The organism is Rhodanobacter ginsengisoli (genome assembly GCF_042657065.1).
Classification (GTDB): domain Bacteria; phylum Pseudomonadota; class Gammaproteobacteria; order Xanthomonadales; family Rhodanobacteraceae; genus Rhodanobacter; species Rhodanobacter ginsengisoli.
The window spans coordinates 161,977-185,428 of record NZ_JBHSNF010000003.1; the positions used below are offsets into that span (position 1 = coordinate 161,977).

25 protein-coding genes and 1 tRNA gene are annotated in these 23,452 nt (G+C 66.8%); 19 read left to right on the forward strand and 7 right to left on the reverse strand.

Annotated elements, in window-relative coordinates; translation table 11 throughout:
* Nucleotides 1–4: 4 nt before the first annotated feature.
* The 5 genes from ACFPPA_RS14190 to ACFPPA_RS14210 all read left to right on the forward strand — a co-directional run bounded on the left by ACFPPA_RS14190 (nt 5) and on the right by ACFPPA_RS14210 (nt 5,417).
* Nucleotides 5–1,702, forward strand: coding sequence for a DUF6519 domain-containing protein (locus ACFPPA_RS14190; protein WP_377321024.1), 1,698 nt, complete (start codon nt 5–7; stop codon nt 1,700–1,702).
* Nucleotides 1,703–1,901: 199 nt separating this feature from the next.
* A complete protein-coding gene (gene dusA, locus ACFPPA_RS14195) occupies nt 1,902–2,933 on the forward strand; it encodes a tRNA dihydrouridine(20/20a) synthase DusA (RefSeq protein WP_377321026.1) in 1,032 nt (343 codons plus the stop codon).
* An 82-nt stretch (nt 2,934–3,015) separates the two neighbouring features.
* Nucleotides 3,016–3,339, forward strand: a complete 324-nt coding sequence (locus ACFPPA_RS14200; protein ID WP_377321028.1) for a PepSY domain-containing protein — start codon at nt 3,016–3,018, stop codon at nt 3,337–3,339.
* A 1-nt stretch (nt 3,340) separates the two neighbouring features.
* On the forward strand, nt 3,341–4,033 hold the full coding sequence (locus tag ACFPPA_RS14205; protein WP_099654730.1) for a response regulator transcription factor: 693 nt from the start codon (nt 3,341–3,343) through the stop codon (nt 4,031–4,033).
* Nucleotides 3,999–5,417 carry an ATP-binding protein gene (locus tag ACFPPA_RS14210; protein ID WP_377321030.1) on the forward strand — a complete coding sequence of 473 codons (1,419 nt, stop codon included), beginning with the start codon at nt 3,999–4,001 and terminating at the stop codon, nt 5,415–5,417. Before ACFPPA_RS14205 ends, ACFPPA_RS14210 begins: the two co-directional genes overlap by 35 nt.
* A gap of 21 nt (nt 5,418–5,438) precedes the next feature.
* Here the strand turns inward: ACFPPA_RS14210 and ACFPPA_RS14215 are convergent, their stop codons facing one another.
* Together ACFPPA_RS14215 and ACFPPA_RS14220 are read right to left on the reverse strand one after the other, a co-directional pair.
* The gene (locus tag ACFPPA_RS14215; protein WP_377321032.1) at nt 5,439–6,233 is read right to left on the reverse strand and encodes a M90 family metallopeptidase; all 795 of its coding nucleotides are present in this window, start codon (nt 6,231–6,233) and stop codon (nt 5,439–5,441) included.
* A gap of 12 nt (nt 6,234–6,245) precedes the next feature.
* Nucleotides 6,246–6,566, reverse strand: a complete 321-nt coding sequence (locus ACFPPA_RS14220) for a hypothetical protein (RefSeq protein WP_377321034.1) — start codon at nt 6,564–6,566, stop codon at nt 6,246–6,248.
* Between the two features lie 215 nt (nt 6,567–6,781).
* Here ACFPPA_RS14220 and ACFPPA_RS14225 point away from each other — a divergent pair, with 215 nt between their 5' ends.
* From ACFPPA_RS14225 to ACFPPA_RS14280, 12 genes are all read left to right on the forward strand, one after another.
* Nucleotides 6,782–7,771: a biotin--[acetyl-CoA-carboxylase] ligase gene (locus tag ACFPPA_RS14225; protein WP_377321036.1), complete on the forward strand. Its 990-nt coding sequence runs from the start codon at nt 6,782–6,784 to the stop codon at nt 7,769–7,771.
* Nucleotides 7,768–8,529 carry a type III pantothenate kinase gene (locus tag ACFPPA_RS14230; RefSeq protein WP_377321038.1) on the forward strand — a complete coding sequence of 254 codons (762 nt, stop codon included), beginning with the start codon at nt 7,768–7,770 and terminating at the stop codon, nt 8,527–8,529. Before ACFPPA_RS14225 ends, ACFPPA_RS14230 begins: the two co-directional genes overlap by 4 nt.
* Nucleotides 8,530–8,562: 33 nt before the next feature.
* Nucleotides 8,563–9,234 (forward strand): SPOR domain-containing protein, encoded by a 672-nt coding sequence (locus ACFPPA_RS14235; RefSeq protein ID WP_377321040.1) that lies wholly within the window; start codon nt 8,563–8,565, stop codon nt 9,232–9,234.
* A 38-nt stretch (nt 9,235–9,272) separates the two neighbouring features.
* Nucleotides 9,273–9,348 (forward strand) — tRNA-Thr (locus tag ACFPPA_RS14240).
* A 621-nt stretch (nt 9,349–9,969) separates the two neighbouring features.
* A complete protein-coding gene (locus tag ACFPPA_RS14245; RefSeq protein WP_377321042.1) occupies nt 9,970–10,113 on the forward strand; it encodes a hypothetical protein in 144 nt (47 codons plus the stop codon).
* Between the two features lie 275 nt (nt 10,114–10,388).
* Entirely contained in the window at nt 10,389–10,640 is a 252-nt protein-coding gene (locus ACFPPA_RS14250) for a hypothetical protein (RefSeq protein WP_377321044.1), read from the forward strand.
* A 192-nt stretch (nt 10,641–10,832) separates the two neighbouring features.
* Nucleotides 10,833–11,075 (forward strand): hypothetical protein, encoded by a 243-nt coding sequence (locus ACFPPA_RS14255; protein ID WP_377321046.1) that lies wholly within the window; start codon nt 10,833–10,835, stop codon nt 11,073–11,075.
* Between the two features lie 232 nt (nt 11,076–11,307).
* On the forward strand, nt 11,308–11,505 hold the full coding sequence (locus tag ACFPPA_RS14260; RefSeq protein WP_377321048.1) for a hypothetical protein: 198 nt from the start codon (nt 11,308–11,310) through the stop codon (nt 11,503–11,505).
* 542 nt (nt 11,506–12,047) lie between these two features.
* A complete protein-coding gene (gene rocF / locus ACFPPA_RS14265; protein WP_377321050.1) occupies nt 12,048–12,965 on the forward strand; it encodes an arginase in 918 nt (305 codons plus the stop codon).
* A gap of 30 nt (nt 12,966–12,995) precedes the next feature.
* Nucleotides 12,996–14,360: a tryptophan--tRNA ligase gene (locus ACFPPA_RS14270; protein ID WP_377321052.1), complete on the forward strand. Its 1,365-nt coding sequence runs from the start codon at nt 12,996–12,998 to the stop codon at nt 14,358–14,360.
* A gap of 36 nt (nt 14,361–14,396) precedes the next feature.
* The gene (locus ACFPPA_RS14275; protein WP_377321054.1) at nt 14,397–14,720 is read left to right on the forward strand and encodes a hypothetical protein; all 324 of its coding nucleotides are present in this window, start codon (nt 14,397–14,399) and stop codon (nt 14,718–14,720) included.
* 403 nt (nt 14,721–15,123) lie between these two features.
* Nucleotides 15,124–16,362 carry an MgtC/SapB family protein gene (locus tag ACFPPA_RS14280; RefSeq protein WP_377321056.1) on the forward strand — a complete coding sequence of 413 codons (1,239 nt, stop codon included), beginning with the start codon at nt 15,124–15,126 and terminating at the stop codon, nt 16,360–16,362.
* A 36-nt stretch (nt 16,363–16,398) separates the two neighbouring features.
* Here the strand turns inward: ACFPPA_RS14280 and ACFPPA_RS14285 are convergent, their stop codons facing one another.
* Nucleotides 16,399–16,782 carry a VOC family protein gene (locus tag ACFPPA_RS14285; RefSeq protein WP_377321058.1) on the reverse strand — a complete coding sequence of 128 codons (384 nt, stop codon included), beginning with the start codon at nt 16,780–16,782 and terminating at the stop codon, nt 16,399–16,401.
* A 58-nt stretch (nt 16,783–16,840) separates the two neighbouring features.
* Between ACFPPA_RS14285 and ACFPPA_RS14290 the strand changes: the two genes are divergently transcribed.
* Nucleotides 16,841–17,359 (forward strand): M48 metallopeptidase family protein, encoded by a 519-nt coding sequence (locus ACFPPA_RS14290; RefSeq protein WP_377321060.1) that lies wholly within the window; start codon nt 16,841–16,843, stop codon nt 17,357–17,359.
* Between the two features lie 2 nt (nt 17,360–17,361).
* Complete coding sequence (locus tag ACFPPA_RS14295; RefSeq protein ID WP_377321062.1) at nt 17,362–18,015, forward strand: DUF6348 family protein; 654 nt, start codon at nt 17,362–17,364, stop codon at nt 18,013–18,015.
* A gap of 16 nt (nt 18,016–18,031) precedes the next feature.
* On the opposite strand, the gene ACFPPA_RS14300 is transcribed toward ACFPPA_RS14295, so the two are convergent.
* The 4 genes from ACFPPA_RS14300 to pdhA all read right to left on the reverse strand — a co-directional run bounded on the left by ACFPPA_RS14300 (nt 18,032) and on the right by pdhA (nt 23,366).
* Nucleotides 18,032–19,696 carry a tetratricopeptide repeat protein gene (locus tag ACFPPA_RS14300; protein ID WP_377321064.1) on the reverse strand — a complete coding sequence of 555 codons (1,665 nt, stop codon included), beginning with the start codon at nt 19,694–19,696 and terminating at the stop codon, nt 18,032–18,034.
* Nucleotides 19,697–19,913: 217 nt separating this feature from the next.
* Nucleotides 19,914–21,275 (reverse strand): dihydrolipoamide acetyltransferase family protein, encoded by a 1,362-nt coding sequence (locus tag ACFPPA_RS14305; protein WP_377321066.1) that lies wholly within the window; start codon nt 21,273–21,275, stop codon nt 19,914–19,916.
* Between the two features lie 21 nt (nt 21,276–21,296).
* Nucleotides 21,297–22,277, reverse strand: coding sequence for an alpha-ketoacid dehydrogenase subunit beta (locus tag ACFPPA_RS14310; protein WP_377321068.1), 981 nt, complete (start codon nt 22,275–22,277; stop codon nt 21,297–21,299).
* Between the two features lie 3 nt (nt 22,278–22,280).
* Entirely contained in the window at nt 22,281–23,366 is a 1,086-nt protein-coding gene (gene pdhA / locus ACFPPA_RS14315) for a pyruvate dehydrogenase (acetyl-transferring) E1 component subunit alpha (RefSeq protein WP_377321070.1), read from the reverse strand.
* Between the last annotated feature and the right edge of the window lie 86 nt (nt 23,367–23,452).

The window sequence follows — 23,452 nt, forward strand, 5'->3', positions numbered from 1 at the left end:
CGACATGAAAGGCGACTTCGCACGCGTCACCTTCGATCCGGCCCGGCACTACAGCCAGGTATTCCAGCAGCAGGGTCGCGTCCTGCTGGAGGCGGACTGGAACGAGCAGGGGCACATCCAGCTGCACCTGCTGCGCACGCTGGTGCGCGACCTGATCGGTCCGTGCTGGGCGGCGGGCACCGGCTTCGGCCTGACCACCTCGACCACCGATGCCGATGGCGCGGTCAAGCCGTTGCCGCTCACCGACTGGCAGCTGGCGCCGGGGCATTTCTACGTGGACGGCATCCTGTGCGTGAACGAGGCCGCGTGCACGCTGGCGGCGCAGCCGTCCCGCCCGACACCCGACTACGGCGTGGCCGACGGCAAGAGCGGCTTCGAGAATCCGCCGGCCAGCTACGCGCTGTGGCTGGACGTATGGGAGCGGCATCTGTCCGCGGTGGAGGCGCCGGCGATCGACGACGTCGCGCTGAACGGCATCGACACCTGCTCGCGCGCCCAGGTCGTGTGGCAGCTGCGCCTGCTCGACCAGACGCTGGCCGACCAGCAGCTCGACGGCATCAAGGCCGCGCTCAACGTGCGTCTCAAGGCCAGCACCGATGCGACGACGCAGGCCGCGCTCAAGCAGCAGATCATCGACGTGGGCAAATTGCGCAACAGCATCGACGGCAAGGGCAACGCCAACGACAACGACAGTCCCTGCGCGGTGGTGCGCCAGCTGCTGGCCGCGCGCGCGACCTGGGCGCTGCCACGGTTGAGTGCGCAGCTGGGGCCGGTCGAGTCCGACAGCGATCCCTGCGTGATCGCCGCCGATGCGCGCTACCGCGGTTGCGAGAACCAGCTGTATCGGGTCGAGATCCATCAGGCCGGACTCGCCGCGGTCGCCGGCGCGGCCGGCGGCGCCAGCTTCAAGTGGTCACGCGAGAATGGTTCGGTGATCTTTCCGCTCGTCGGCAGCGCACTCGGCGCCCCGGCAAGCGACGGCAGTGCACAGATGACGGTGACCCTGGCGCGACTCGGTCGCGACGCGCGGCTCGGGCTGGCGGTCAACGATTGGGTCGAGCTGGTCGACGATGACTACACGCTGGCGCAGCGCGCATTTCCATTGCTGCAGGTGGTCGCGTTCGACGTGGCGGACTGCAGCGTCACCCTCGGCGTGCCGAAGAACATCACGCCATACCAGCCGTCCAGCGATCCGCGCAGGCATCCGCTGCTGCGTCGCTGGGATCAGTCGGGCGCAGTCGGCGCGCAAGGCGTCGTGGCCGTGGCGGAGGGTGTGCCGATCACGCTGGAAGACGGGATACAGATCAGCTTCACGCCGGGCGGCGTGTACGCGACCGGCGACTACTGGCTGATTCCCGCGCGGGTGGCCGGCAACGGCATGCTCGACTGGCCCGTCGCGACCGCGGCTGACGGCAGCGCGAGCGGACCCGCCGCGTTGCCTCCGCGCGGGTTGCATCACTACGCCGTGCTCGGCATCACCGGCGACAACGGCGGCTATCAGGAATGCTGCTGCCGCTTCGGCACGCTGTGCGACCTGATCCAGACCAGCCAGAACCAGCAATCCAGAGCAGCCAAAAAGGGTGCCGTGCAGGCGCAACCGGCCGCCGTGGCGCTGGCTGTGGCCGGGAAGGCTGCACCAGCGAAAGCGAGGAGCCGGAAAGCCGGCACGAAGAAGGCAACAGCACCGAACAAGCCGGTCTGATCCGGATGCGCGGATCCGGGCAGCTACGTCCATCGCCTGTGACGACGATGGGCGTGCCCTCGACTCGAGATCATGGCCAGCGACTCCTCACGGCGGGCCTGGCCGGGTTCGGCGGACCCGACGGAGGGGGACAAAGTAGGGTCGTACAGCGTCGGTGACGTACCATTTGCCCGCAAAGCACTCGGGCGCACCTGTATCCATGATTCAAAACACCCTTCTCGCGTCATCCGCCATCGGCACCGCAGCCGTGGATACGACCGGCCAGCCAGCCCACTGGCGCGTGTGCGTCGCCCCGATGATGGACTGGACGGATCGGCACTGCCGCTACTTCCATCGGCTGCTGTCGCCACGCGCGCGCCTGTATACGGAGATGGTGACCAGCGCGGCACTGGTGCGCGGCGGGCAGCTGCGGTTGCTCGAGCACAGCCAGCAGGAGCATCCGCTGGCGCTGCAGCTCGGCGGCAGCGACCCGCGGGAACTGGCGCAGGCGGCGCGACTCGGGGCGGCGGCCGGCTATGACGAGATCAATCTCAATGTGGGTTGCCCGTCGGATCGGGTGCAGTCCGGTCGCTTCGGTGCCTGCCTGATGCGTGAGCCGGCGCTGGTCGGCGACTGCGTGAAGGCCATGCGCGATGCCGTGACCGTGCCGGTGACGGTGAAGTGCCGCATCGGGGTGGACGACCAGGATGACTATGCGGGCCTGCAGCACTTCACCGAAATCATGCTGGAAGCCGGTGTCGGGGTGCTGATGGTGCATGCGCGCAAGGCCTGGCTGCAGGGACTTTCGCCAAAGGAGAATCGCGATGTGCCGCCGCTGGATTACGCGCGGGTATACCGGCTCAAGCGCGAGTTTCCGCAACTGGTCGTGGTGATCAACGGCGGCGTCACCACGGTCGAACAGGTGCAGGAGCACCTGACCCAGCTGGACGGGGTGATGCTGGGCCGCGCGGCCTACCAAGATCCGTACCTGCTGGCCCGGATCGAGGCCGCGCTGTACGGCGAGCCGCTGCCGTCGCGCGATGCCGTGTTGCATCATCTGCGACCGTATGTCGAGGCAGAGCTGGCGCGCGGCACCGCACTCAAGCACATCAGCCGTCATCTGCTGGGTCTGTACCAGGGCCAGCCGGGTGCCCGGGCCTTCCGCCGCACGATCAGCGAAGGCGCCCATTTGCCCGGGGCGGGCTGGGCGCTGCTGGAACAGGCGCTGGAATCGTGTCCCGTGGCGGCGTGACAGTCGCCGGCCATCCGGTCAGTATTCAGGCCTGATTACCTAGGCTGGGCGTCTGGGCAGGTACCGGACGAGACCAACACTTATGAGAACGCACATAAACTTCATCCCCACTCTGTTGATATCGCTGTGCATGGGTATCGCCGGGGCGGCTTCGGCACAGTCGGCAGGACCGGCGATGACGCTGGATCAGGCGGTACTCAAAGTGCAGCACGATACCGGGGGCAAGGTGTTGTCGGCCGAATCACGGGGCATCGGTCGCCGGCTCGAGTACCGCATCAAGGTACTGACCCCGGATGGGCACGTGAAGGTGATGGCGATTTCCTCCGAGGCGAGCAAGAATCCGGCATCGGCTCAGTCAACCAAGAATCCGCCCGACAAGACTTCGGGCAGCAAGGAGAGACACTGATATGCGCATCCTGTTGGTGGAGGACGAGGCGCCGTTGCGCGAGACGCTGGCGGCACGCCTGAAGCGGGACGGCTTTGCGGTCGATGCCGCGCAGGATGGTGAAGAGGGGATCTACCTCGGTCGCGAAGTGCCGTTCGACCTGGCGATCATCGATCTGGGCCTGCCCAAGATGTCCGGGATGGATCTGGTCAAGGCGCTGCGCGAAGCCGGGCAGCGCTATCCGATCCTGATCCTGACCGCGCGCGGCAGCTGGCAGGACAAGGTAGAGGGGCTGAAGCACGGCGCCGACGACTATCTGGTGAAGCCGTTCCATGTCGAGGAACTGCTGGCGCGGATCAATGCGCTGGTACGCCGTGCCAGCGGCTGGTCCAAGCCGATCCTGGCCTGCGGCATGATCAAGCTGGACACCACCGCGCAGACGGTGACGGTGGAAGGCAAGCTGGTCGACCTCACCAGCTACGAATACAAGGTGCTGGAATACCTGATGCTGCATGCCGGCGAGCTGGTCTCCAAGGCCGACCTCACCGAACACATCTACCAGCAGGACTTCGACCGCGATTCCAACGTGCTCGAAGTGTTCATCGGCCGGTTGCGGCGCAAGCTCGATCCGGAAGGCACCCTCAAACCCATCGAGACTGTACGTGGACGCGGATACCGCTTTGCCATCCCGCGCACCGACGGCGACGACGAATGAGCTGACGTCGCCGCGCCGCCCGCTTTCGCTGGCGGCGCGTGCGGCGATCGCCACCGGTTTCGTGCTGGCCGGCTTCCTCGGCCTGGTCGGCCTGACCCTGTCGCAGGCGAACAAGGAGCGCGCGTTGAGCGCGCTGCACGACCGGCTGCAGAATTTCGCGATTGCGTACATCACCGATACCGGCGTCAACCGCTACGGCAGGCTGCTGCCGCCGGACACGGCACCGGATCCGAATTTCTCGCGGCCGGGTTCCGGCTTGTATGCGGTGGCGCTGGGCGAGCACGGCTATCGCTGGGAATCATCGTCGGCGATCGGGCGCGACTTCAGTTTCGTCAAGATGCTGGAGCCGGCGCAGAGCCGGTTCGTGGGCCCGATCGACACCCGGATGGGTCGGCTGTACTACTACAGCTATGGCGTGGCGCTGGACACGGTCGACAAGAAGTCCGTGCGGCTCACCGTGATGGTGGCGCAGACCGAGGATCAGTTCGAGGGCGCGAACGCGGCATTCCGGCATGCTCTGGTGATCTGGCTGTCGATCCTCGGCGTGATGCTGATCGTGCTGCAACTGCTGCTGTTGCGCTGGAGCCTGACGCCATTGCGCAAGGTGGCCAGCGACATGAGTCGGGTGGAGCGGGGTGACAGTGAACTGCTGAACAGCCAGTACCCGCTGGAGCTGACCGGCCTGACCGAACGGATCAACGCCTTCATCACCAACGAGCGCGAGCAGCGCACGCGTTACCGGCACACCCTGGCCGATCTGGCGCACAGCCTGAAGACGCCGCTGGCGGTGATCCGCTCGCAACTGGAGTCGACCGTCGGCGATGAGCCGACACGGCGCAGCAGCATGCTCGACCAGGTGCGGCGGATGAACGAACTGGTTGCCTACCAGCTGTCGCGCGCGGCCACCTCCGGCCGGCAGACGTTCGCCAGCGCGGTGCCCATTGCCGGGCATGCGGAGGATCTGGTGCAAAGCCTGGAGAAGGTCTACGCCGCCAAGAATGTTCTCTGTGAATTCGAGATCGAGGACGGCGCGGTGTTTTACGGCGAGCAGGGCGACCTGCTGGAGTTGCTCGGCAACCTGCTGGAGAACGCATTCAAATGGGCCAGCCACCGCGTGTTGCTGGTGGTCAAGATGCAGCCACATCCTGGCCGGCAGCGGCCCGGCCTGCGCCTGAGCGTGGAGGATGACGGCCCCGGCATCGCCGAGGACAAGATCGAAAAGGTGCTGCAACGTGGCGTGCGCGGCGACGAACGGGTGCAGGGCCACGGCATCGGCCTGTCGATCGTGCAGGACATCGTGCACGCCTATCAGGGCGAGTTGGTGGTCGACCGTTCGCCGGAACTCGGCGGAGCCCGTTTCAACGTGACACTGGCGGCGAGCTGAGCGGGGGGCCGGTTCGCAGGTTCAGCGCGAGCGGCAAAAACCCGGCGGCTCGCAGCCTTCGGCCGGCGAGCGACCATAGAACGCCTCGAGCAGGGCGGCGATCGCCGGCTCCGCCTGACGCAGCAGCGACGGCTGCGAGTAGTGCAACTCGCTTACCACGGCGAAATATTCGCTGGCGCTCTCCGCTGCGTAACGGTCGATCGGGTTGTCGGGACAGTCCCTGGATGCGTTGGCCAGGCGGGCGCAGGCAAGCTGGAATTGCTCGATCCAGCGCCGTCGCGGGATATCCACCAGCGGCGGTACGCCATCGGGTGGTCCATCGAGCATGTCCAGCTTGTGCGCCATCTCGTGCACGACCACGTTGTAGCCGTCCCAGGGCTGCTCCAGGTCCAGTTGCACGTCGGCCAGCGACAGCACCAGCGGGCCACGTTCCGTGGCCTCGCCGTCGGGCGCCTCGCCACCTTCGGTGGCACCGCCGGCATGGCCGTCGTGGTGGCTGCGCCGAACCTTGAACTCGCCGGGATAGACCAGCACTTCGCGCCAGCCACGCAGGCTGGCGGTGCCTTGATGCAGCGCCGGGAGACAGGCCTGCATCGCGATCAGCAATCGCCAGTAATCATCCAGTACGGCGCCTGCCAGGGCGTGGAACTGCTTGCGCGCGAGGAACAGGGCGGCGAGTTTGCGCAGGCGTTGCTGCCGTTCCGGATCCAGTCGCCGTGCCAGCGGGCAGGCGACCAGCGCGCGCCGCCACAGCGGGTCGGCAACCGGGACGGGCTCAAGATGCGCTCGCAGCGTTTGCCACCAATGCCCCGGCATGCCGCCGAACGCTTACTGGATCGATCCAGGCAGCAGCGATTGCCAGCCCAGATGCGGCCGGCGCGTTGACGCAGGCGCGGAGGAGGCGCCGCCGGAGTGATCGTTGCCATTGCTGGACGTGTTGCCGGAACTGTCGCTGCCGCTGGTCGGCGTGCAGTCGTGGGTCGGGCCCAGCACATCGCCGCCGCTGCCGGAGCTGTCGTGTTGGCTGGAGTTGTCGATCACGGTGCGCGCGGAGCCGTCCAGCCCCTGGGCTCCCGCGCTCGTCGCAGCGGCAGTGCCGCTGCCGGCGATGCACAGGACGCAACCGATAAGCCAATGGGCAGCACGCATGGCGATCCAACTCCCCAGACCCGCAAGCTAAGACCCGGATCGTCTCAGAAACGCCCGCGCCGTGCCAGTGCTGCCGCTGCGGCGGTCGTCGGCTCGATCATGCACGCCGCATGGTGGCCAGCCGGGCTAAAATCCCTCGATGCCGATCCCCTCCATCCCTCGCCCGCCCCATCGCCATCGTCCGGCGATGGCCTGTGCGTCAGGCGCCTGCTGAGATGCAGCCCCTGCAACTGCTGGCCCTGCTTGCCCCGGGGGAGCCGCTCTCCGGCGCCGGCCTGGCCGCGCAGGCTGGCGTGACCCGTGCGGCGATCTGGAAACAGATCGAGATCCTGCGCGCGCGCGGTGTACCGATCGAGGCAAACGGCTCGGTCGGGTATCGGCTGCCGTGGCCGGTGCAGATGCTCGATGCCGAATTGATCCGTGCCGCCTTGCCGTCGGTGCCGGCCCATGCCCTGGGCGCGCTGGAGGTACACGGCGAGCTGGATTCCACTTCCAGCGAATTGCAGCGCCGCGGCAGCTCGGCCAGGGATTTCAGCGTGGTGCTGGCCGAAACCCAGACCGCCGGGCGCGGTCGGCGCGGCCGCGAGTGGTTGTCGCCGCCGGGGCTGAATTTGTACCTGTCCTGCCTCAAGCGCTTCGACTCCGGCTTTGCCGCGCTCAGCGGATTGTCGCTGGCGATCGGGGTGATCGTGTTGCGCACGCTGGAGTCCCTGGGCATCGCCGGGGCCGGGCTGAAATGGCCGAACGACGTACTGGCCATCGCGAGCCGGCCGTCGGGCGGCAAGCTGGCCGGCGTCCTGGTCGAACTCAGCGGCGAGTATCAGGGGCCGTGCGCGGCGATCGTCGGAATCGGTCTCAACTTGCGACTGACACCGGCGCTGCGCGAACAGGCCGGGCAGCCGACGTGCGACCTGGCCACGCTGGCCGGCGGCACGCCACCGGATCGCAACCGCGTCGCGGCGGCGTTGATCGCGGCGCTGGTCGAGGGCCTCGGGCAATTCGAGCGCGGCGGATTCAGTGGTTTCGTGGCGGACTATGCGCGGCACGACCTGCTGCGCGACCAGCCGCTGCAGCTGAGCGGCCCGCTCGGCACATTCGAGGGCACGGGTGCCGGCGTGGATGATCGTGGCGCGCTGCAGGTCCGCCTGGCCGATGGCAGCCTGCGCCGGATCGACAGTGCCGACGTCACGGTGCGTCGCACATGAGGCTGCTGCTCGACCTGGGCAACACGCGGCTGAAATGGGCGCTGCAGGAGCAGCCGTCCGGATGGCTGGCGCGCGGCGCCACGGAATGGCACGAGGACATGATCGCGGCGCTGGAAACGGCCTGGACAGGTCTGCCCCGCACGGTCGCGGTGGTGGCCGCCTCGGTGGTCGACGCCGGACGCGAGGCACAGGTGGCGACGGCGACGGAGCGGCTGTTCGCCGGTGCGCCGACCTGGGTGCGGACGCCGGCCAGTGCCTGCGGCGTGCGCAACGCCTATGCCGAACCGCAACGTCTGGGAGTGGACCGTTTTCTGGCGATGGTGGCTGCCTATGCCGATGGTCACGCTCCCTGCGTGCTGGCCGGTGCGGGCACGGCGCTCACGCTTGACGCCCTGGCGGCTGACGGCCGTCACCTGGGCGGACTGATCGCTCCCGGCGTGCAGCTGATGCAGCAATCGCTGCTGGACGCGACTGCGCGGGTACGACCGGAACGGCCGGGGCGGATCCTGGAACTCGCCGACAATACCGCCGATGCGATGACGTCCGGTTGCTGGCATGCCGCTGCCGCCCTGATCGAGCGTTTTGCCGCGCGCATGGCACCACGTCTCGGTGGCACACAGACGCTGATCCTGGACGGCGGCGATGCGGAGCGCCTGATGCCGATCCTGGAACTGCCCGTGCAACTGGGTCAGGACGGCGTGCTGCGCGGCCTGGCGTTGTGGGCCGACGCGCAGATGGCGTCCTCGCCGTCCGTCTAGAATGGTGGCCACTGGCTGGTTGTTGGGGGTTCGATGTTTCTGCGATTGCTGTTCGTCCTGTTGAGTGCGCTCAATATCGCGGTGGGTGCCTGGCTGCTGCTGGGCCAGCCGTATGCGCACGGTGGCAGTCCCAGCGATCCGGGCGTGGCGGAACTGCGCCTGCTGTCGGAGTTGCCGGAATCCAGCTCGGTCGCCGCGGCGTCGAGCGTGCCGGCGAGTCCGGCAAAGGACGGTTCGCAGCCCGGCGTCAGCTACAGCTGTCTCACCCTGGGGCCGTTCGCCACGCCGCAGGACTTGCGCAATGCCCGCCAGGCCCTCACCGCGCAGGTCGCGCGCATGCGTTCGCGCCAGGAGCAGGCCAGCCAGACCAGTGGCTGGTGGGTGTATCTGCCGGCCGCCGGCAGTCGGGCCCAGGCATTGGAGCAGGCCAGGCAGCTCGACGAACGCCATATCGACGACTATTTCGTGGTCAGTTCAGGCGATCAGTCGAACACCATTTCGCTGGGCCTGTTCAAGGATCCGGCGAATGCGCGCAAGCGGCGCGACGAGGTCGTCGCCGCCGGCTTTCCCGCCCGCATGATCGAACGCAGCGAAAGCGTGCCGGAATACTGGCTGGATCTGGTGGTCGCCGACAGCGCCCGCTTCGACTGGCGCAGCCTCGTCAACGCCAGCGGCGTCGGCTCCCACAGCGCCAGCTGCTTTTGAGCACGCACGGCGGCTGGCCTGCTAGAATCCACCGCCTCGCCGGCATAGCTCAGTTGGTAGAGCAACTGATTTGTAATCAGTAGGTCCCGGGTTCGACTCCTGGTGCCGGCACCAGAAATCAAAGGCTTGCAGCAATGCAGGCCTTTTTCTTTAGGTTGCTGGGGAAACGCATGCTTCAATTTCCCAAATCCTCCGCTGGTCTGGTGATCCACCGGCGGTCGGCATATGCCAGGTCTATGGCGCCGAGCCCGCACCGTCGATTTCACGTGGCGTTACGCGAGTGGCGCAGCAGTCCCCAGCGATCAGGCGCGCTCACCTGATGATTGACCGCGTGTGTCGGAAGATTCAGGCGCTCCGACATCAGTCTCGGGATGACGCGCCCATCGTCGGCCACTACAGAATGACGTTCTGCCAGGAGCCCCGGCACACGCCAGCACGATGCGACGGAATCCGGTCGATCGGTGCGGCTTATCCCCGCGAGCAGGCAACACTCCGGCAATGGCCGGGATCATTGCGCCAGCAAACCCCTACACACGCCACGCCTCTCGCTGATGCAACGTTCAGGCTGCACCTCGTAGGATGAAGCCGCCCCGCCAGTCCGGCCCGATCTGACTGCCTGTCAGGCGTAACCTGACATCGAACGCAGCCCGGATGGAGCAGACGAATCGAGGTACCCCCTCCCTCGCGAGAGTGCCGGCCATGCTCGAAGTTCACCCCGCACCCGATGGATTCACCGTGTATGACGCCGATGCCGGCGAGGCTGTGATCAAGTTCGCCAGCCGCGCCGAAGCAGACGAGCTGATTGCCGCGCTGCAGATCCAGGAAGCGCACGCGCAGCTCAGGCGCTGGTCACCTGATGCGGTGCCGGACACGTACTGAAAGCCACGACTTCCTGGCGGAGTCGTCTGCCGGTGGTGATTCGTCATCCCCCGGTTCTCTGGTCTGCTGTCCGTGAAAACGGAGTAGCCCCTCCCGAAGTTCCCCTGCCGTGCCTTACCCCGCCTGCCTTATGGATGGCGGTGTAACGCCCGGCAGCCGGTGTGCGGAACGGCTGCGTCCTGGCTGAACGCTCCACGGCGATTTGACACGGCCATCGCGGTTCTTGCACTTCCGCCGGTGCACGCTCGATCCCTTCGAAACGGAGAAGACAAATCATGGGAAAGATCTACGTGGTGCAAGGCTTCTTCGAGATGGATGGGCGACTCGTCACCGACAAACCGATTCTTCACGGCATGGAGCAACTGGCGCGGGTGCGCGGCGAGATGCTGGCCGGACAGCGCGATGGCGTGCTGGTGTATGCCCAGTGCGCGGATGCCGATCGCGGAGAGTATTCGGAGCCGGTCATTCTGGCGGAGTACGGCCGGGTGCCGCATCCGGAGCGGCAAAGCCTGTGCCACGTGGCATGAGGCGAGTGCAGGGACAGGTTCTGGCGCGCCCGGGCTCCCCGTGGCGGCCGCTTCGGACAGGCGCCGTAGGCAGGCGCCGACATACGCGCGGGGCTGCGATCAGCAGACTGGATCGATTCCGGACTCACCCGTCCCGCCATCCCATGGCGTGATGGAGCGGTCCGGGCGATTTCCCTGTCGGAGGCTGCGGCGATGCGCATTGTTTTGACGATCAAGGAGAGCAACCACGGCTTGTGGTGCATCTGCAGCGGGTCGGCGGTCCTGTACGACAAGCTTCGTTTCGCCCATGCCATTCGGCTGAGCCGCGGACTGGCCCGGGAAGAACATGAGAACTCGGGTCATGCGGTCGGTGTCGAGATGGTCTGTTCCGAATTCACCATTTCACTGGTGCAGTACGCGGGCTCGGACGTAACCCGGCAGGCCACCGCGGCCTGAGCGGGACGATCCTCCGCTTCGCGGGGAGGGTTCCAGAGGAATGGGTGCGCCGTATCAGTCAGATCGCCAACCCGGCGTGTCGCATCTGGCGGGCTGCGGGATGTGGATCGGGGCATCCCGCCGCGGTCGCGGGCAAATCCGGCACGGGCTGCCGTGGATGCAGTGTGCACGCGGTGTGAAACCTTGCTAGCATCAGTCGACGGTTGCACAGGGGCAGCCGGGAGTGATTGACATGCAAACGCTTTTTGCGCACCCCGCCGTCTGGCGCGGATTTGCGCTGTTTGCAGGGACGCTGATTGGCAAGGTCACAGGGGATGCAAAGTCCGACACCGAGTCGCCCGACGAGGGCAACCTGGTCTCGTGGTGCGCGGGTGCGCGATCACGCCGGGAAGATGAGCTGGCGCGCGCGCGTCAGGTGGAGCCCGGATAATCGTCCAGCCGATGGCGGATCGCTGCCATCGGCTGGATCGTCGACATCCCGAAGACGCGGACACCTGATGTGTGGGTCGTGCCGGCGTCGGCGATTTCCCGGCATGCGTGCGGCTCCCGTGTGAGCCGCGGGCACATTGCGGTGGCATGCCGGAAGATGCCGCCACGCCGTCGCCAGAGGCAAGCAGCCCGATCACTTCGTCAGTCGCCACAACGCTTGCACGGCGCCTTTTCGACGATGGCTGGAAACGCATGTTTCGAGCTGCTGCCCCACGCGGCATCGAAGCCATCGTGTGTGCGATCGATGGCTGCGCACGGCATGGCGTTGCTTGCGTTGCCGCATGCCGGCGCGGTCGCTGCCATTCCGGTAAACTTCATCGATCACGACAGCGCATGTCGTGAATGTCTTTTCCCACGCGAAAATGGCGATTCGCTCGGGAGCTGCGGCACATCGCCGTTGGCCACCGGGCGCCGCGCCGACATCGACGGCGCGCAAAGGCCCTGGCCTGCGCCTGCCCCGATGCCACTGCAGGTAACCAAGTCATGAGCAAGCAGACCATTTCATTGATAGGCGTGCCGACCGATATCGGCGCCGGGCATCGTGGTGCCTCGATGGGGCCGGAGGCGCTGCGGGTGGCCAACCTGGCCCTCAGGCTTGAGCGGCGCGGTTTGCAGGTGGTCGATCGAGGCAACCTGCACGGACCGATCAATCCGTGGCAGCCGCCGACCGATGGCTATCGCCACCTGGACGAGGTCGTCGCCTGGAATATGGCCGTCTATACGGCCTTTCATCAGGAGCTTTCGGCGGGCCACCTGCCGATCATGCTCGGTGGAGACCATTGCCTGGCGATCGGATCGATCACGGCCGTGGCCCGCCATTGCCGCGAGACCGGAAAGCAGCTTCGGGTGCTGTGGCTGGATGCCCACTCCGATTTCAATACGGCACAGGCAACCCCGTCCGGAAACATCCATGGCATGCCGGTGGCATGTCTGTGCGGCTACGGTCCGCAGGTGCTCACCGAGCTCGGTGGCAGTGCGCCGGCGACCACGCCGGACGTGTTCCGGCAGATCGGCATCCGTTCGGTCGATTACGGCGAGAAGCAGCTCGTGCGCGAGGCGAACGTGGGCATCTACGACATGCGCCACATCGACGAAGAAGGCATGAAGCGGGTGATGGAGCAGGCCCTGGCCGGGATCGACGAGAACACTCACCTGCATGTGAGCTTCGATGTCGATTTTCTCGATCCCAGCATTGCGCCGGGCGTGGGTACCACGGTGCGCGGGGGGCCGACCTACCGCGAGGCGCAGCTGTGCATGGAGATGATCGCCGATACCGGGCACATGGCCTCGCTGGATATCGTCGAATTGAATCCGGCCTTCGACAAGCGCAATCAGACCGCCAAGCTGGCGGTGGACCTGGTCGAGTCGCTGTTCGGCAAGTCCACCCTGATCCGCCGCTAACCCGGCCCGACGACAGCACAAGCGAAGATCATGCAGACCCGTGTACTGACCGGCATCACCACGACCGGTACGCCGCATCTCGGCAACTATGTGGGCGCCATCCGCCCGGCGATCGAGGCCAGCCGACGCAACGACGTCGATGCGTTCTTTTTCATGGCCGACTATCACGCGTTGATCAAGAGCGGCGATGCCGCGCGGATCGAGCGTTCGCGGCTGGAGATTGCCGCGAGCTGGCTGGCCGCCGGCCTCGATCCGGCGCGGGTCACGTTTTACCGGCAGTCGGATATTCCGGAAATCCCCGAGCTGACCTGGTTTCTCACCTGCATCGCCGCCAAGGGCATGCTCAATCGCGCGCATGCCTACAAGGCGGCGGTGGACCGGAATACCGAGGCGGGCGAGGACGCCGATGCCGGCATCACCGCGGGCCTGTACATGTACCCGGTGCTGATGGCCGCGGACATCCTGGCGTTCGACGCGCACAAGGTGCCGGTGGGGCGCGACCAGATCCAGCACATCGAGATGGCGCGCGACCTGGCCCAGCGCTTCAACCATATCCACGGCCGCGAATTCTTCGTGTTGCCCGAGGCCCTGATCGAGGAACAGGTGGCCACCCTGCCGGGTCTCGACGGTCGCAAGATGTCGAAGAGCTACGACAACACGATCCCGCTGTTTGCCGGCGGCAGCAAGCAGTTGCGCGAGGCGATCATGCGCATCGTCACCGACTCGCGGCTGCCGGGGGAGCCGAAGGATCCGGACAGCTGTGCACTGTTCACCATCTTCCGTGCATTTGCCAGCGAGCTCGAGACGGCAGCGTTCCGCCAGGCTCTGCTGGATGGCATGGGTTGGGGCGATGCCAAGCAGGCGCTGTACGAGCGCATCGAGTCCGATGTGGCGCCGATGCGCGAGCACTACGAGGCGCTGATGGCCGACCCGGCCGGAATCGAGCTCATCCTGCAGCAGGGGGCGCTGAAGGCGCGGGCGGTCGCCACGCCGAAGATCGCCGCGTTGCGCGATGCCCTGGGGTTGCGCTCGGCTGCCGCGGCGACGGTGCCTGCCAGCCAGCCGAAGCCGGCATCGAAGCTTGGCAAGGCGCCACGCTTTGCCAGCTTCCGCGATGCCGATGGCAGCTTTCGTTTCCGGCTGCTCTCGGCCGAAGGCGAGCAACTGCTGCTGTCGATTCCGTTCACCGATCCCAAGGCGGCCGGCCTGCTGCAGAAACGGATCAGGAGCCTGGGCGCTGCCGGCGCCGCGCTGCAGCTGCAGCCCTCGGGCATGTTCCTGGAGCTGGACGGCCAGCCGGTTGCCAGCACGCCGGACTACCCCGACGAGACGTCCCGCGACGAGGCGCTGGAGCAATTGCGCGAGGCGCTCGACCAGCTGGCCGCGCAGGATTGATGCGCGGCGGCGAAAACCGACGGAGTGATTGGAACGATGCGTTACCTGGCCATCCTGCTGCTTGCCCCGTGGCTGCTGATCCTGTGCTGGGCCTATTGGGCCTATCCGAAGAACATGCCGCGGACGTCCGGACGGCGCCTCTTCGATGTGGTGGCGTTGGTGCTGGCGGCGAGTGCCGCGGTACAGGGCGCGCTGTTTGCCTTCGACCGGGCCGAGCTGCCGGTGATCGGTCAGTTCGGTCGGGCCAGTGGCGCGATCTGGCAACAGGTGTTACCTGCTCTTTACGGCTACGGAGCGTTCACTGCGGTCCTGCTGCTGGCGATGCTGCTGCGTCATTGGTGCTGGGGAAGACTGCGTTGAGTTCGGTCGTCTCCAGGCTCCCTTGAACGCGTGATTCGAACGCCTCCGATGGTGACAGATGGCCTCACGTGCAGGCGTCGGTGACGGTCGATCCCCGCGAGCGGCCCGCCCATCCGTCCGGCCGATAGCCCGGTTCGTGGCCCGCGCGACTTCCTGTCGCCGCTGCGGCATGATTGAAAAATGCGGTGCAGGCTCTGGCTGACTGAGCCTCAAGCATCGGGTTGTGCGGCACAGGCGGCCCGAACCGATTCCGGAGAAGTGCCATGGTGGCCCATGGTTCGAGCGGGTGTCCAGGCATGCGTGGCCGTGACCGGCGGGGTCGTGGCCAAAGTGACTGCGTCGGAGTCCCCCAGGGTGCGCGGGACGGGCGGCTTCCCTGGATTCCTGCTTGGAGCGGGCGGCCATGAACGCGCTGGCAATCGCCTGGACCGGCTACGCAACCGCGCTGGGCATCGGCCTGCTGATCGGTGCCGAGCGCGAGCGGCGCAAGGGCTCGGATGGTGGGCCAGGCGTGGCTGGCATCCGCACGTTCGCCGTGGTGGCGCTGCTGGGTGCGGCGAGCATCAGTTTCGGGATGCTGCAGTTGGCGATGGCGATGGCGGCGGTGACGACTTTTCTGGCGATTGCCTACGCACGCGACACCGCCGGTGACCGTGGCCTCACCACCGAGATCAGTCTGTTGCTTTGCCTGTTGCTGGGGGCGATCGCCATGCGCGAGCCGCCGATGGCGGCGGCCCTGGCTGTCGCGGTCACGGTGCTGCTGGCTGCGCGCGAGTCGATCCACCATTTCGTGCGCGGGGTGCTGACCAAGGCGGAGTTGGACAACCTGCTGGTATTGGCGGCCGCCACGCTGATGGTGCTGCCGCTGTTGCCCGACCGGGCCGTCGGACCGTTCGACGCGATCAACCCCCGCTCGTTGTGGCTGATCGTGATCCTGATCATGTCGATCGGAGCGGCCGCGCATGCGCTGCTGCGGATCGTGGGCAGCCGCATCGGCTTGCCTCTGGCGGGGCTGCTGTCCGGCTTCGTTTCCAGCCTGGCGACTGTCGGCGTGATGGGCACGCGGGCACGCAGCCAACCCGAACAGACCGGCTCGGCGACCGCTGCGGCGGTATTGTCGACCGTGGCCACATTCGTGCAGATGGCCGCCGTACTCGCGGTGACGCACCTGGGGACGCTGCGCGTGCTCGCCGTTCCGCTGATCTGCGGTGGCACCGGCGCGGCGTTGTACGGTGCACTGTGGACATGGAAAAGCCTGCAGCGCAGTTCGCCCGATCCGATCGAGGGCCGTGTCGCCTTCAGCGTCAGGAACTCGCTGCTGCTGGGGTTGACGATCGCCACGGTACAACTGGTGTCCGCCGCGATGCGCGCGAAGCTCGGCGAGCGTGGGCTGGACATGGCGGCAGGCATCGCGGGCCTGGCCGATACGCATGCGCCGGCCATCTCGGTCGCCTCGCTGGCAGCGACAGGAACGATCGACACGGCGGCTACCGCGGTGCCGATCCTGATCGCGCTCAGCGCCAATACGCTGTCGAAGGCGGTGCTGGCCGGCGTGAGCGGGGGTCGCCGCTACGCCCGCTCGGTGGTGCTCGGCCTGGCCGTGGTGCTGGCGGCGACCTGGCTGGGTTGGTGGTTGGGCTGAGCCGCTCGCCCCGCGAACAGGCGGCGCCGGCGACGTTCAGTCCCAGCGGTTGAGGTGCGGCCCGAACGTCTCCCGCTGCGGCTGTATCACGCAGAAGCGATGGCCGCTGGGTGCCTGCATCACCCACCAGCGTCCGCGCACCAGCGCGACGCGCTGGGCGCCGAGCTGCTCCAGTCGCGCCGTTTCCGCCTCCAGGTCGTCGGTCTCGATGTCCAGGTGCACGCGGCTGGCATGTTCCACCTTCTGCAGCAGGATGATCGGCTCGTCCGCGGCCGTGCGCAATTCGGCGTAGCGGCCGTCGCCGTCCTGGTCGGCGCTGGCGACCGGTTTGCCCAGGGCCTGACTCCAGAACAGCGTGGCTGCGTCGAGATCGTCGACGTCGCAGTCGATGACGATGGTACTGAGTCGGCTGTGATGCATGGGGCACCTCCGCTGGAAATCGAAGCGCATGAACCGCTGCAATGCGAGAATACGCCGCATGCTCCCGCTCAAGTACCTCCAGGCCTACCCCGCCACCTTGCAGGACAAGGTGCGCGAGCTGATAGCGCAGGAACGCCTGGGCGAGCATCTCGCCACGCGTTACCCGCTGCGCCACGAGGTGCAGAGCGACAAGGCGCTGTATGCCTACACCATGGCGTTGAAGCAGCAACACCTCAGGAACGCGCCGGGCATCGACAAGGTGCTGTACGACAGCAAGCTCGACGTGGTGCAACGCGCGCTGGGCCTGCATACCGCGATCTCGCGCGTGCAGGGCGGCAAACTCAAGGCGAAGAAGGAAATTCGCGTGGCCGCCGTGTTCAAGGCCGCCCCGCCGGAATTCCTGCAGATGATCGTGGTGCACGAGCTGGCGCACCTGAAGGAAATCGAACACAACAAGCCGTTCTACCAGCTGTGCCGGTACATGCTGCCGGACTACCATCAACTGGAGTTCGACCTGCGCGTATTCCTGACCTGGCGCGAGTTGCCGCCGCCGGTCGGTACCGACCACCGAGGATGACCATGGATAGTGCGACGCTACAGAAATACCTGCTGCAGCTGTTCGAGCGACACGATGTCGAGCTGGAGGCGGACGAGGACGGCTGGCTGGTCACCGATGACGATTTTCCGGCCATCCGCGCCGAGTGGCATGAAGGCAGTGCCGGCGAGCCGGGTCGTCTCGATGTCGACGTGGTGCTGGGCGAGGAGCGCCGCATCGAGGAGAGCTTCGCCGGTGCCGGCGGGGGCGAAGCGGGGTGCCGCGATGCGCTGAAGGCATTCGAGCAGAATGCATTTCATGTCCTGCTGGCCGCCTGCTGGTACGTCACCGACGACCGCAAGATGCAGATTGCCGCATGGGACATCGGTGTACGCAGCTGGGACGTGTTCATCGGCCCGTTCAGCGTGCGCGGCGCGAACAGCGATGCCGTGAGGGTGCCGGGCGAAGCCCTGGTGGCGATCGAGGCGGCGGTGAAGCGCGAGGCGCTGACCCCCGAGCTGCACTGGTTGCGGCTGGTGCACAGTCATTCCGCCGCGGGCGATTCGCGCAGCGAGGCCTTGTTCGACAACGAGCCGTGGACGGCGGGAACCCTGGCGCTGGCTTCGGTCGCGTGGCCGCAGACCGGGCGCGACTACAGCATGCGCTGCTTCATGCTGCTGGACGTGCGCGATTACTGATCCCGTGGTTGGCGGATCATGCCGGCAGCAAATCGAATGCCATCGTCAGGCGACGATCCAGGGGTGATCCGTAAAACGGAACCGTGCCATGCCACATCCATGACGGGAACAGCGCCAGCAAACCCGGTTCGGGTCGGATGAAGTATTCCGCTGGCAGTGCAGGGGTGGTGGGCATCGCCGGCTCGCCGAACTTCAGCCAGCCCTGGCCGGCTTGCTCGCCCATGGTTTCGGGCAGCTCGATATAGCAGGCGGACGAGATCCAGCCCTTGCCATGGAAATGATTGAGATGGTGACCATTGGGCCGCAGCCGCACCGACCAGATGCCGTTGAGCCTGCAAGCACCGGTATGGCGTCGACGCAGCAAGTCCGTGCCTCCGCCCAGCGCTTCCAGATAGCGACGGATCGGGCCGGCGATGGCTTCGGGAAATGCCTGGATCGCACGATCCCCTGATTGCTCCGGATGCAGTTCGACCTGCGTGCCGAACCGCAGCGTCTGATCGATCGGGTGCTCACGCATTGAATGCAGCTGGTGCAGGCTGCGTGCCAGATCGCCCAGGTAGCTGGCCAGATCCGACCAGCCGACCGGCGTGTCGATGAGCGACGTCCGGACAACGCGGGAGTAGTCGCCGAGCTCGCGATGGCGCGGGTCATCCAGCATGCGCCAGGCGCACAGCAGCAAGGCGATGGCATGACTGTCGTCGGGGTTGAATTCGTGCAGGCGGGCAGCGACCGTGGCGAGCTCCCTTGCTCGGCCCATGGCCAGCAGGGTGTCGGCATAGGCGCCAACCGCGGCGGCATTTCCGGGGCCAAGCTGCAGGGCGTGCCGGGCATGCAGCATGGCGCGTGCGGGGTCGATGTGGACCGCGGTTTTCGTGGCAGCGAGGCGCAAGGCGAGGGAGCCCGCCGGGTGCGTCAGTCCAGCCTCCAGCGCGGCAAGCGCGCCCAGGCGATCGCCAGACGATTCCAGAAGTCTGGCCTTCATGATGCGCAGTTCGAACAAGTTCGGCTCATCGCGCAAGGCGTCGTCGAGTCTTTCCATGGCCGCATCGACGTTGCCGCTGCGCATCCAGATCAATTCGGTCAGGCTGCAGTGCGCAGCCACGTGATCGGGCTGCAGCGTCAGTACCTGACGAAGCTGGGCCTCGGCCTCATCAGGGCGGTTGGCGGCCAGCAAGGCGCGACCAAGAACATAGCGAGCGCCCGGACTGTCCGCGCCCTTGGCGATCGCCCGGCGGGCCGCCGTCGCGGTGGTCTCGATCTGGCCGGACTCGCCCAGGGCCACGGCAAGGCCGAGTTCTGCGATGCCGTTGTCGGGCGCCGCGTCGATGGCGTAACGAAACGCCACGATCGCCTCTGACCAGGCGCGCAGGGCGAGCAGGATCTGGGCCCGCAGCAGCAGGAGTTCAGGCGGTGCCGACAGCACGGTCGAACACAGGAAATCGTCCACCAGACGCGAGGCATCATCGGTACGACCGAGTCCGAGCAGAATTCGCGCCAGGTGGGCTGTGGCGGTCGCGTCGTGCGGCTTCCGCATCAGAGCCTGGCGCAAGATCGCCTCGGCCGCGTCGAGCTGCCCGGCGCGGGCCAGCGTATCGCCCCTCAGTACCAGTTCGCATTGCTCATCGTCGGACGCCGAAACAGATGCAGGCGTCTGCCAGTCCGTGGAATTCGTGTAGGCCACTTTGCTATCTCTATGCCAATCAACGTCGATAGAAGGCCTTTGAGATGCTCAGCGCGCGGGCCCGCTGCAGGAACAGCGGCCGCTACGATATCCACGATGCGTTTGAGCGGCCATATGACCAACGACACTGTCGGATCATCTGGCGTGGGGGGCGAATACTCCCCCAAAAAAAAGACGCCCTCAGGCGCCTTTTTTTTTTCGTACGGCGGAACTTGCTTCAGTTCGGCAACGACAAATCGTCCAGCATCGCCTTGAGGAATCGGGCCGCCTCGCCGCCGGTGGCCGCGCGGTGGTCGAAGGTCAGCGACAGCGGCATGCGACGGTGCACTTCGATGCCGCCGATCACCGCGACCACGTCGTGGCTGAGCTTGCCGGCGCCGATGATCGCCACGGTCGGCGGCACCACCACCGGGGTGGCGTAGCGACCGGCGAACATGCCGAAGTTGGACAGGCTGATGGTGTAGCCGGACAGCTCCGAGGCGGGAATGCTGCGGTCCTCGACCTGGCTGCGCAGGCGCTTGATCGCGCCGCGGATACCGGCGCCGTCGAGCATGTCGGCATTGCGCAGGGCCGGCACGAACAGGCCGTCGTCGGTATCCACCGCGATGCCGATGTCCACGTGCGGGTGCAGCGTGCGGGTCAGGTTCTTGCCGTCGAACCAGGCGTTCAGCGCCGGCACCGTCTTGCAGGCGAAAACGATCGCGCGGATCAGGCGGCCGGTGATGTCCTGCTTGCCGATCCAGGCATGCAGGTCGGCGTCGTCGACCAGGGTGGTGGGTACCACTTGCGCGTGCGCGTCGGCCATCACGCGGGCCATGTTGCGACGCACGCCCTTGAGTTGCTCGGGCTGGCCGCTGGCGCTCTGCGACGGTGGCGCGGTGCGCACCGGCTTGCCGGCCAGCGAGGTGGTCGTGCGGGACGGTTCGCCCTGCGGCAGCTCGGGCGCCAGGTGGCGACCGGCAGACGCCGGGACGGCGCGCGCGGGCGTGGCGCCGAGCGCGGCCGAGCCGTTCGCCGCGGCGTCCTTGACGTCCTTCATCGTCACCACGCCGTCGGCCCCACTGGGGCGCACGCGGGCGAGGTCGACCTTGAGCTTTTTCGCCAGTGCGCGCACGGCCGGCACCGCCTTCACGCCGCCGATGCTGGCGGCCTGTTCGACGTGCACGTGGCTGCCGCTGACCATCGCGCCGACCACGGTGCCTTCGTCTTCGCGATCGCCACCGGCCGCTGCCGGGGCAGGCGCGGGTGCGGGTGCCGGTGCCGGTGCGGCCTCGGTCTTCTTCGGGCCGTGATGGTGGCCGGTGGATTCGGATTCCGCGCGCTGCTTGGCGTTCGGATCCGGTTCGAATTCGGCCAGCGCGGCGCCGGTCTCGATGATGTCGCCGGGCGCGCCATGCAGCTTGGTCACCTTGCCGGTGTAGGGCGAGGGCACGTCGACGACCGCCTTGGCGGTTTCCATCGAGCACAGCGGAGCATCGAGCTTGATGCTGTCGCCCACTTTCACATGCCATTCGACCACGGTGGCGTCGGGCAGGCCTTCGCCGAGGTCGGGGAGGTAGAACGTCTTGATATCAGCCATGGGGTCGGGTCCGTTGAATGATCAGCTGGCGGCCAGCGTACGCTTCGCCGCGTCGACGACGCGTTCCACGCTCGGCATGTATTTCATTTCCAGGCGGAACAGCGGGATGTGCGTGTCGAAACCGGTGACGCGCTCGACCGGCGCGAGCAGGTCGTACATGCACTCCTCGGCCAGCCGCGCGGCGATCTCGGCGCCGAAGCCGGCGGTCTTCGGGGCTTCGTGCACGATCACGCAGCGGCCGGTCTTCTGCACCGATTCGGCGATGGTGTCGAAGTCCAGCGGGGTCAGCGTGGCGACGTCGATCACCTCGGCGCTGATGCCCTGGGTGGCCAGTTCGTCGGCGGCCTCGAGCGCTTCCTTCACCTGCGCGCCCCAGCTCACCAGGGTCACGTCGGTGCCGTCGCGCAGCACGAAGCACACGTCCAGCGGCAGCGCCTCGCCGTCGTCCGGTACCTCTTCCTTGTACTGGCGGTAGATCCGCTTCGGTTCGAAGAACATCACCGGATCGGGATCGCGGATCGCGGCCAGCAGCAGGCCGTAGGCACGCGCCGGCGAGGACGGCATCACCACGCGCAGGCCGGCGATGTTGGTGAACAGGTGCTCGTTCGCTTCCGAATGATGTTCCGGCGCGCGGATGCCGCCGCCCCACGGCGCGCGGAACACCGCCGGCACGGTCAGCCGGCCGCGGGTGCGGTTGCGCATGCGTGCGGCGTGGCAGGCGATCTGCTCCATCATCGGATAGATGAAGCCTTCGAACTGCGCCTCGGCCACCGGCTTCATGCCCTGCACGGCGAGGCCGACGGTGACGCCGGCGATGGTGGTTTCGTCCAGCGGCGTGTCGAGCACGCGCAGCTCGCCGAACTTTTCCTGCAGCCCCTGGGTGGCGCGGAACACACCGCCGTTGAGGCCGACGTCTTCGCCCAGAACCATGACGCTGTCGTCGTGGGCCATCTCGTAGGCCAGTGCCTGGGTGACCGCTTCGATAAGATAGATTTGTGCCATGACTCAGTGGCCCTTGTTTTCAAGCGAGAGGACGTAATCGCGCTGCTTGGCGAGATCGGCGGGGACTTCGGCGAAGATGTAGTCGAACATCGCCGTGACCGGTTGGGTCTTGGTCTCGAGGTAGGCGTTGACCTCATTGTCCATCCACTCGTCGCACTCGGCTTTCCAGGCTTCTTCCTTCGCGTCGTCCCACACTTTCTTCGCCACCAGCCAGTTGCGCAGGCGCTTCATCGGCTCCTTCGACCAGCCTTCCTTCACCTCCGCCTCGCCACGATAGCGGCGGGCATCGTCGGCGGTGGTGTGGTCGCCCAGGCGATAGGTGACCGCTTCGATCACGCTGCCGCCCTCGCCGTTGCGGGCGCGCTCGAGTGCGTCCTCCATCGCCTTGCGCACGGCGATGATGTCGTTGCCGTCGACCTGGATGCAGAACAGGCCCGCGGCGATCCCCTTCTGCGCCAGCGTCGGCGCGCCGGACTGGATCTTGCGCGGTACCGAGATCGCCCACTGGTTGTTGACGATCACCGCCACCAGCGGCAGGTTCTGCGCGCCGGCGATGTTGATCGCGCCGTAGAAGTCGCCCTTGGACGAGCCGCCGTCGCCGATCGTGCATACCGCCACGCGTTTCTCGCCGCGGATCTTGAACGCCAGCGCGGAACCGGCCGCGTGCAGGCACTGCGTCGCGATCGGCACGGACCAGGCGAAATCGTGCCGTGCGGGTTCCTTCTGGTAGTCGTTGCCGCGCTCGTCGCCGCCCCAGTACATGTAGACCTCGCGCGGCTGCACGCCCCGGTACAACTGGGCGCCGTACTCGCGGTAGCTGACCGCCAGCACGTCTTCCGGCTTCATCGCGCTGCCGATGCCGACGTGCGCGGCTTCGTGGCCGAGGCAGCTGGCATAGGTGCCGAGCTTGCCGGTACGCTGCAGCGCGATCGACTTCGCGTCGAACACGCGGGTCGACAGCATCAGCTTGTACAGCTCGACCATGTGGTCGAGGTCCTTGGCGAAGGCGGGCAGGTCCTTGCGGACCTCGTTGCCCTCGGCATCGAGGTACTGCAGGTATTCGATTTCAAACTTGGCGGCGATGGTCACAACTCGCTCCGGGTTGAGGATGGATAGAGTGAAAGCGGGGACGGCGGCGCGCGTTCCATGCAGGCGGACGCGCGCAAACGATCGAA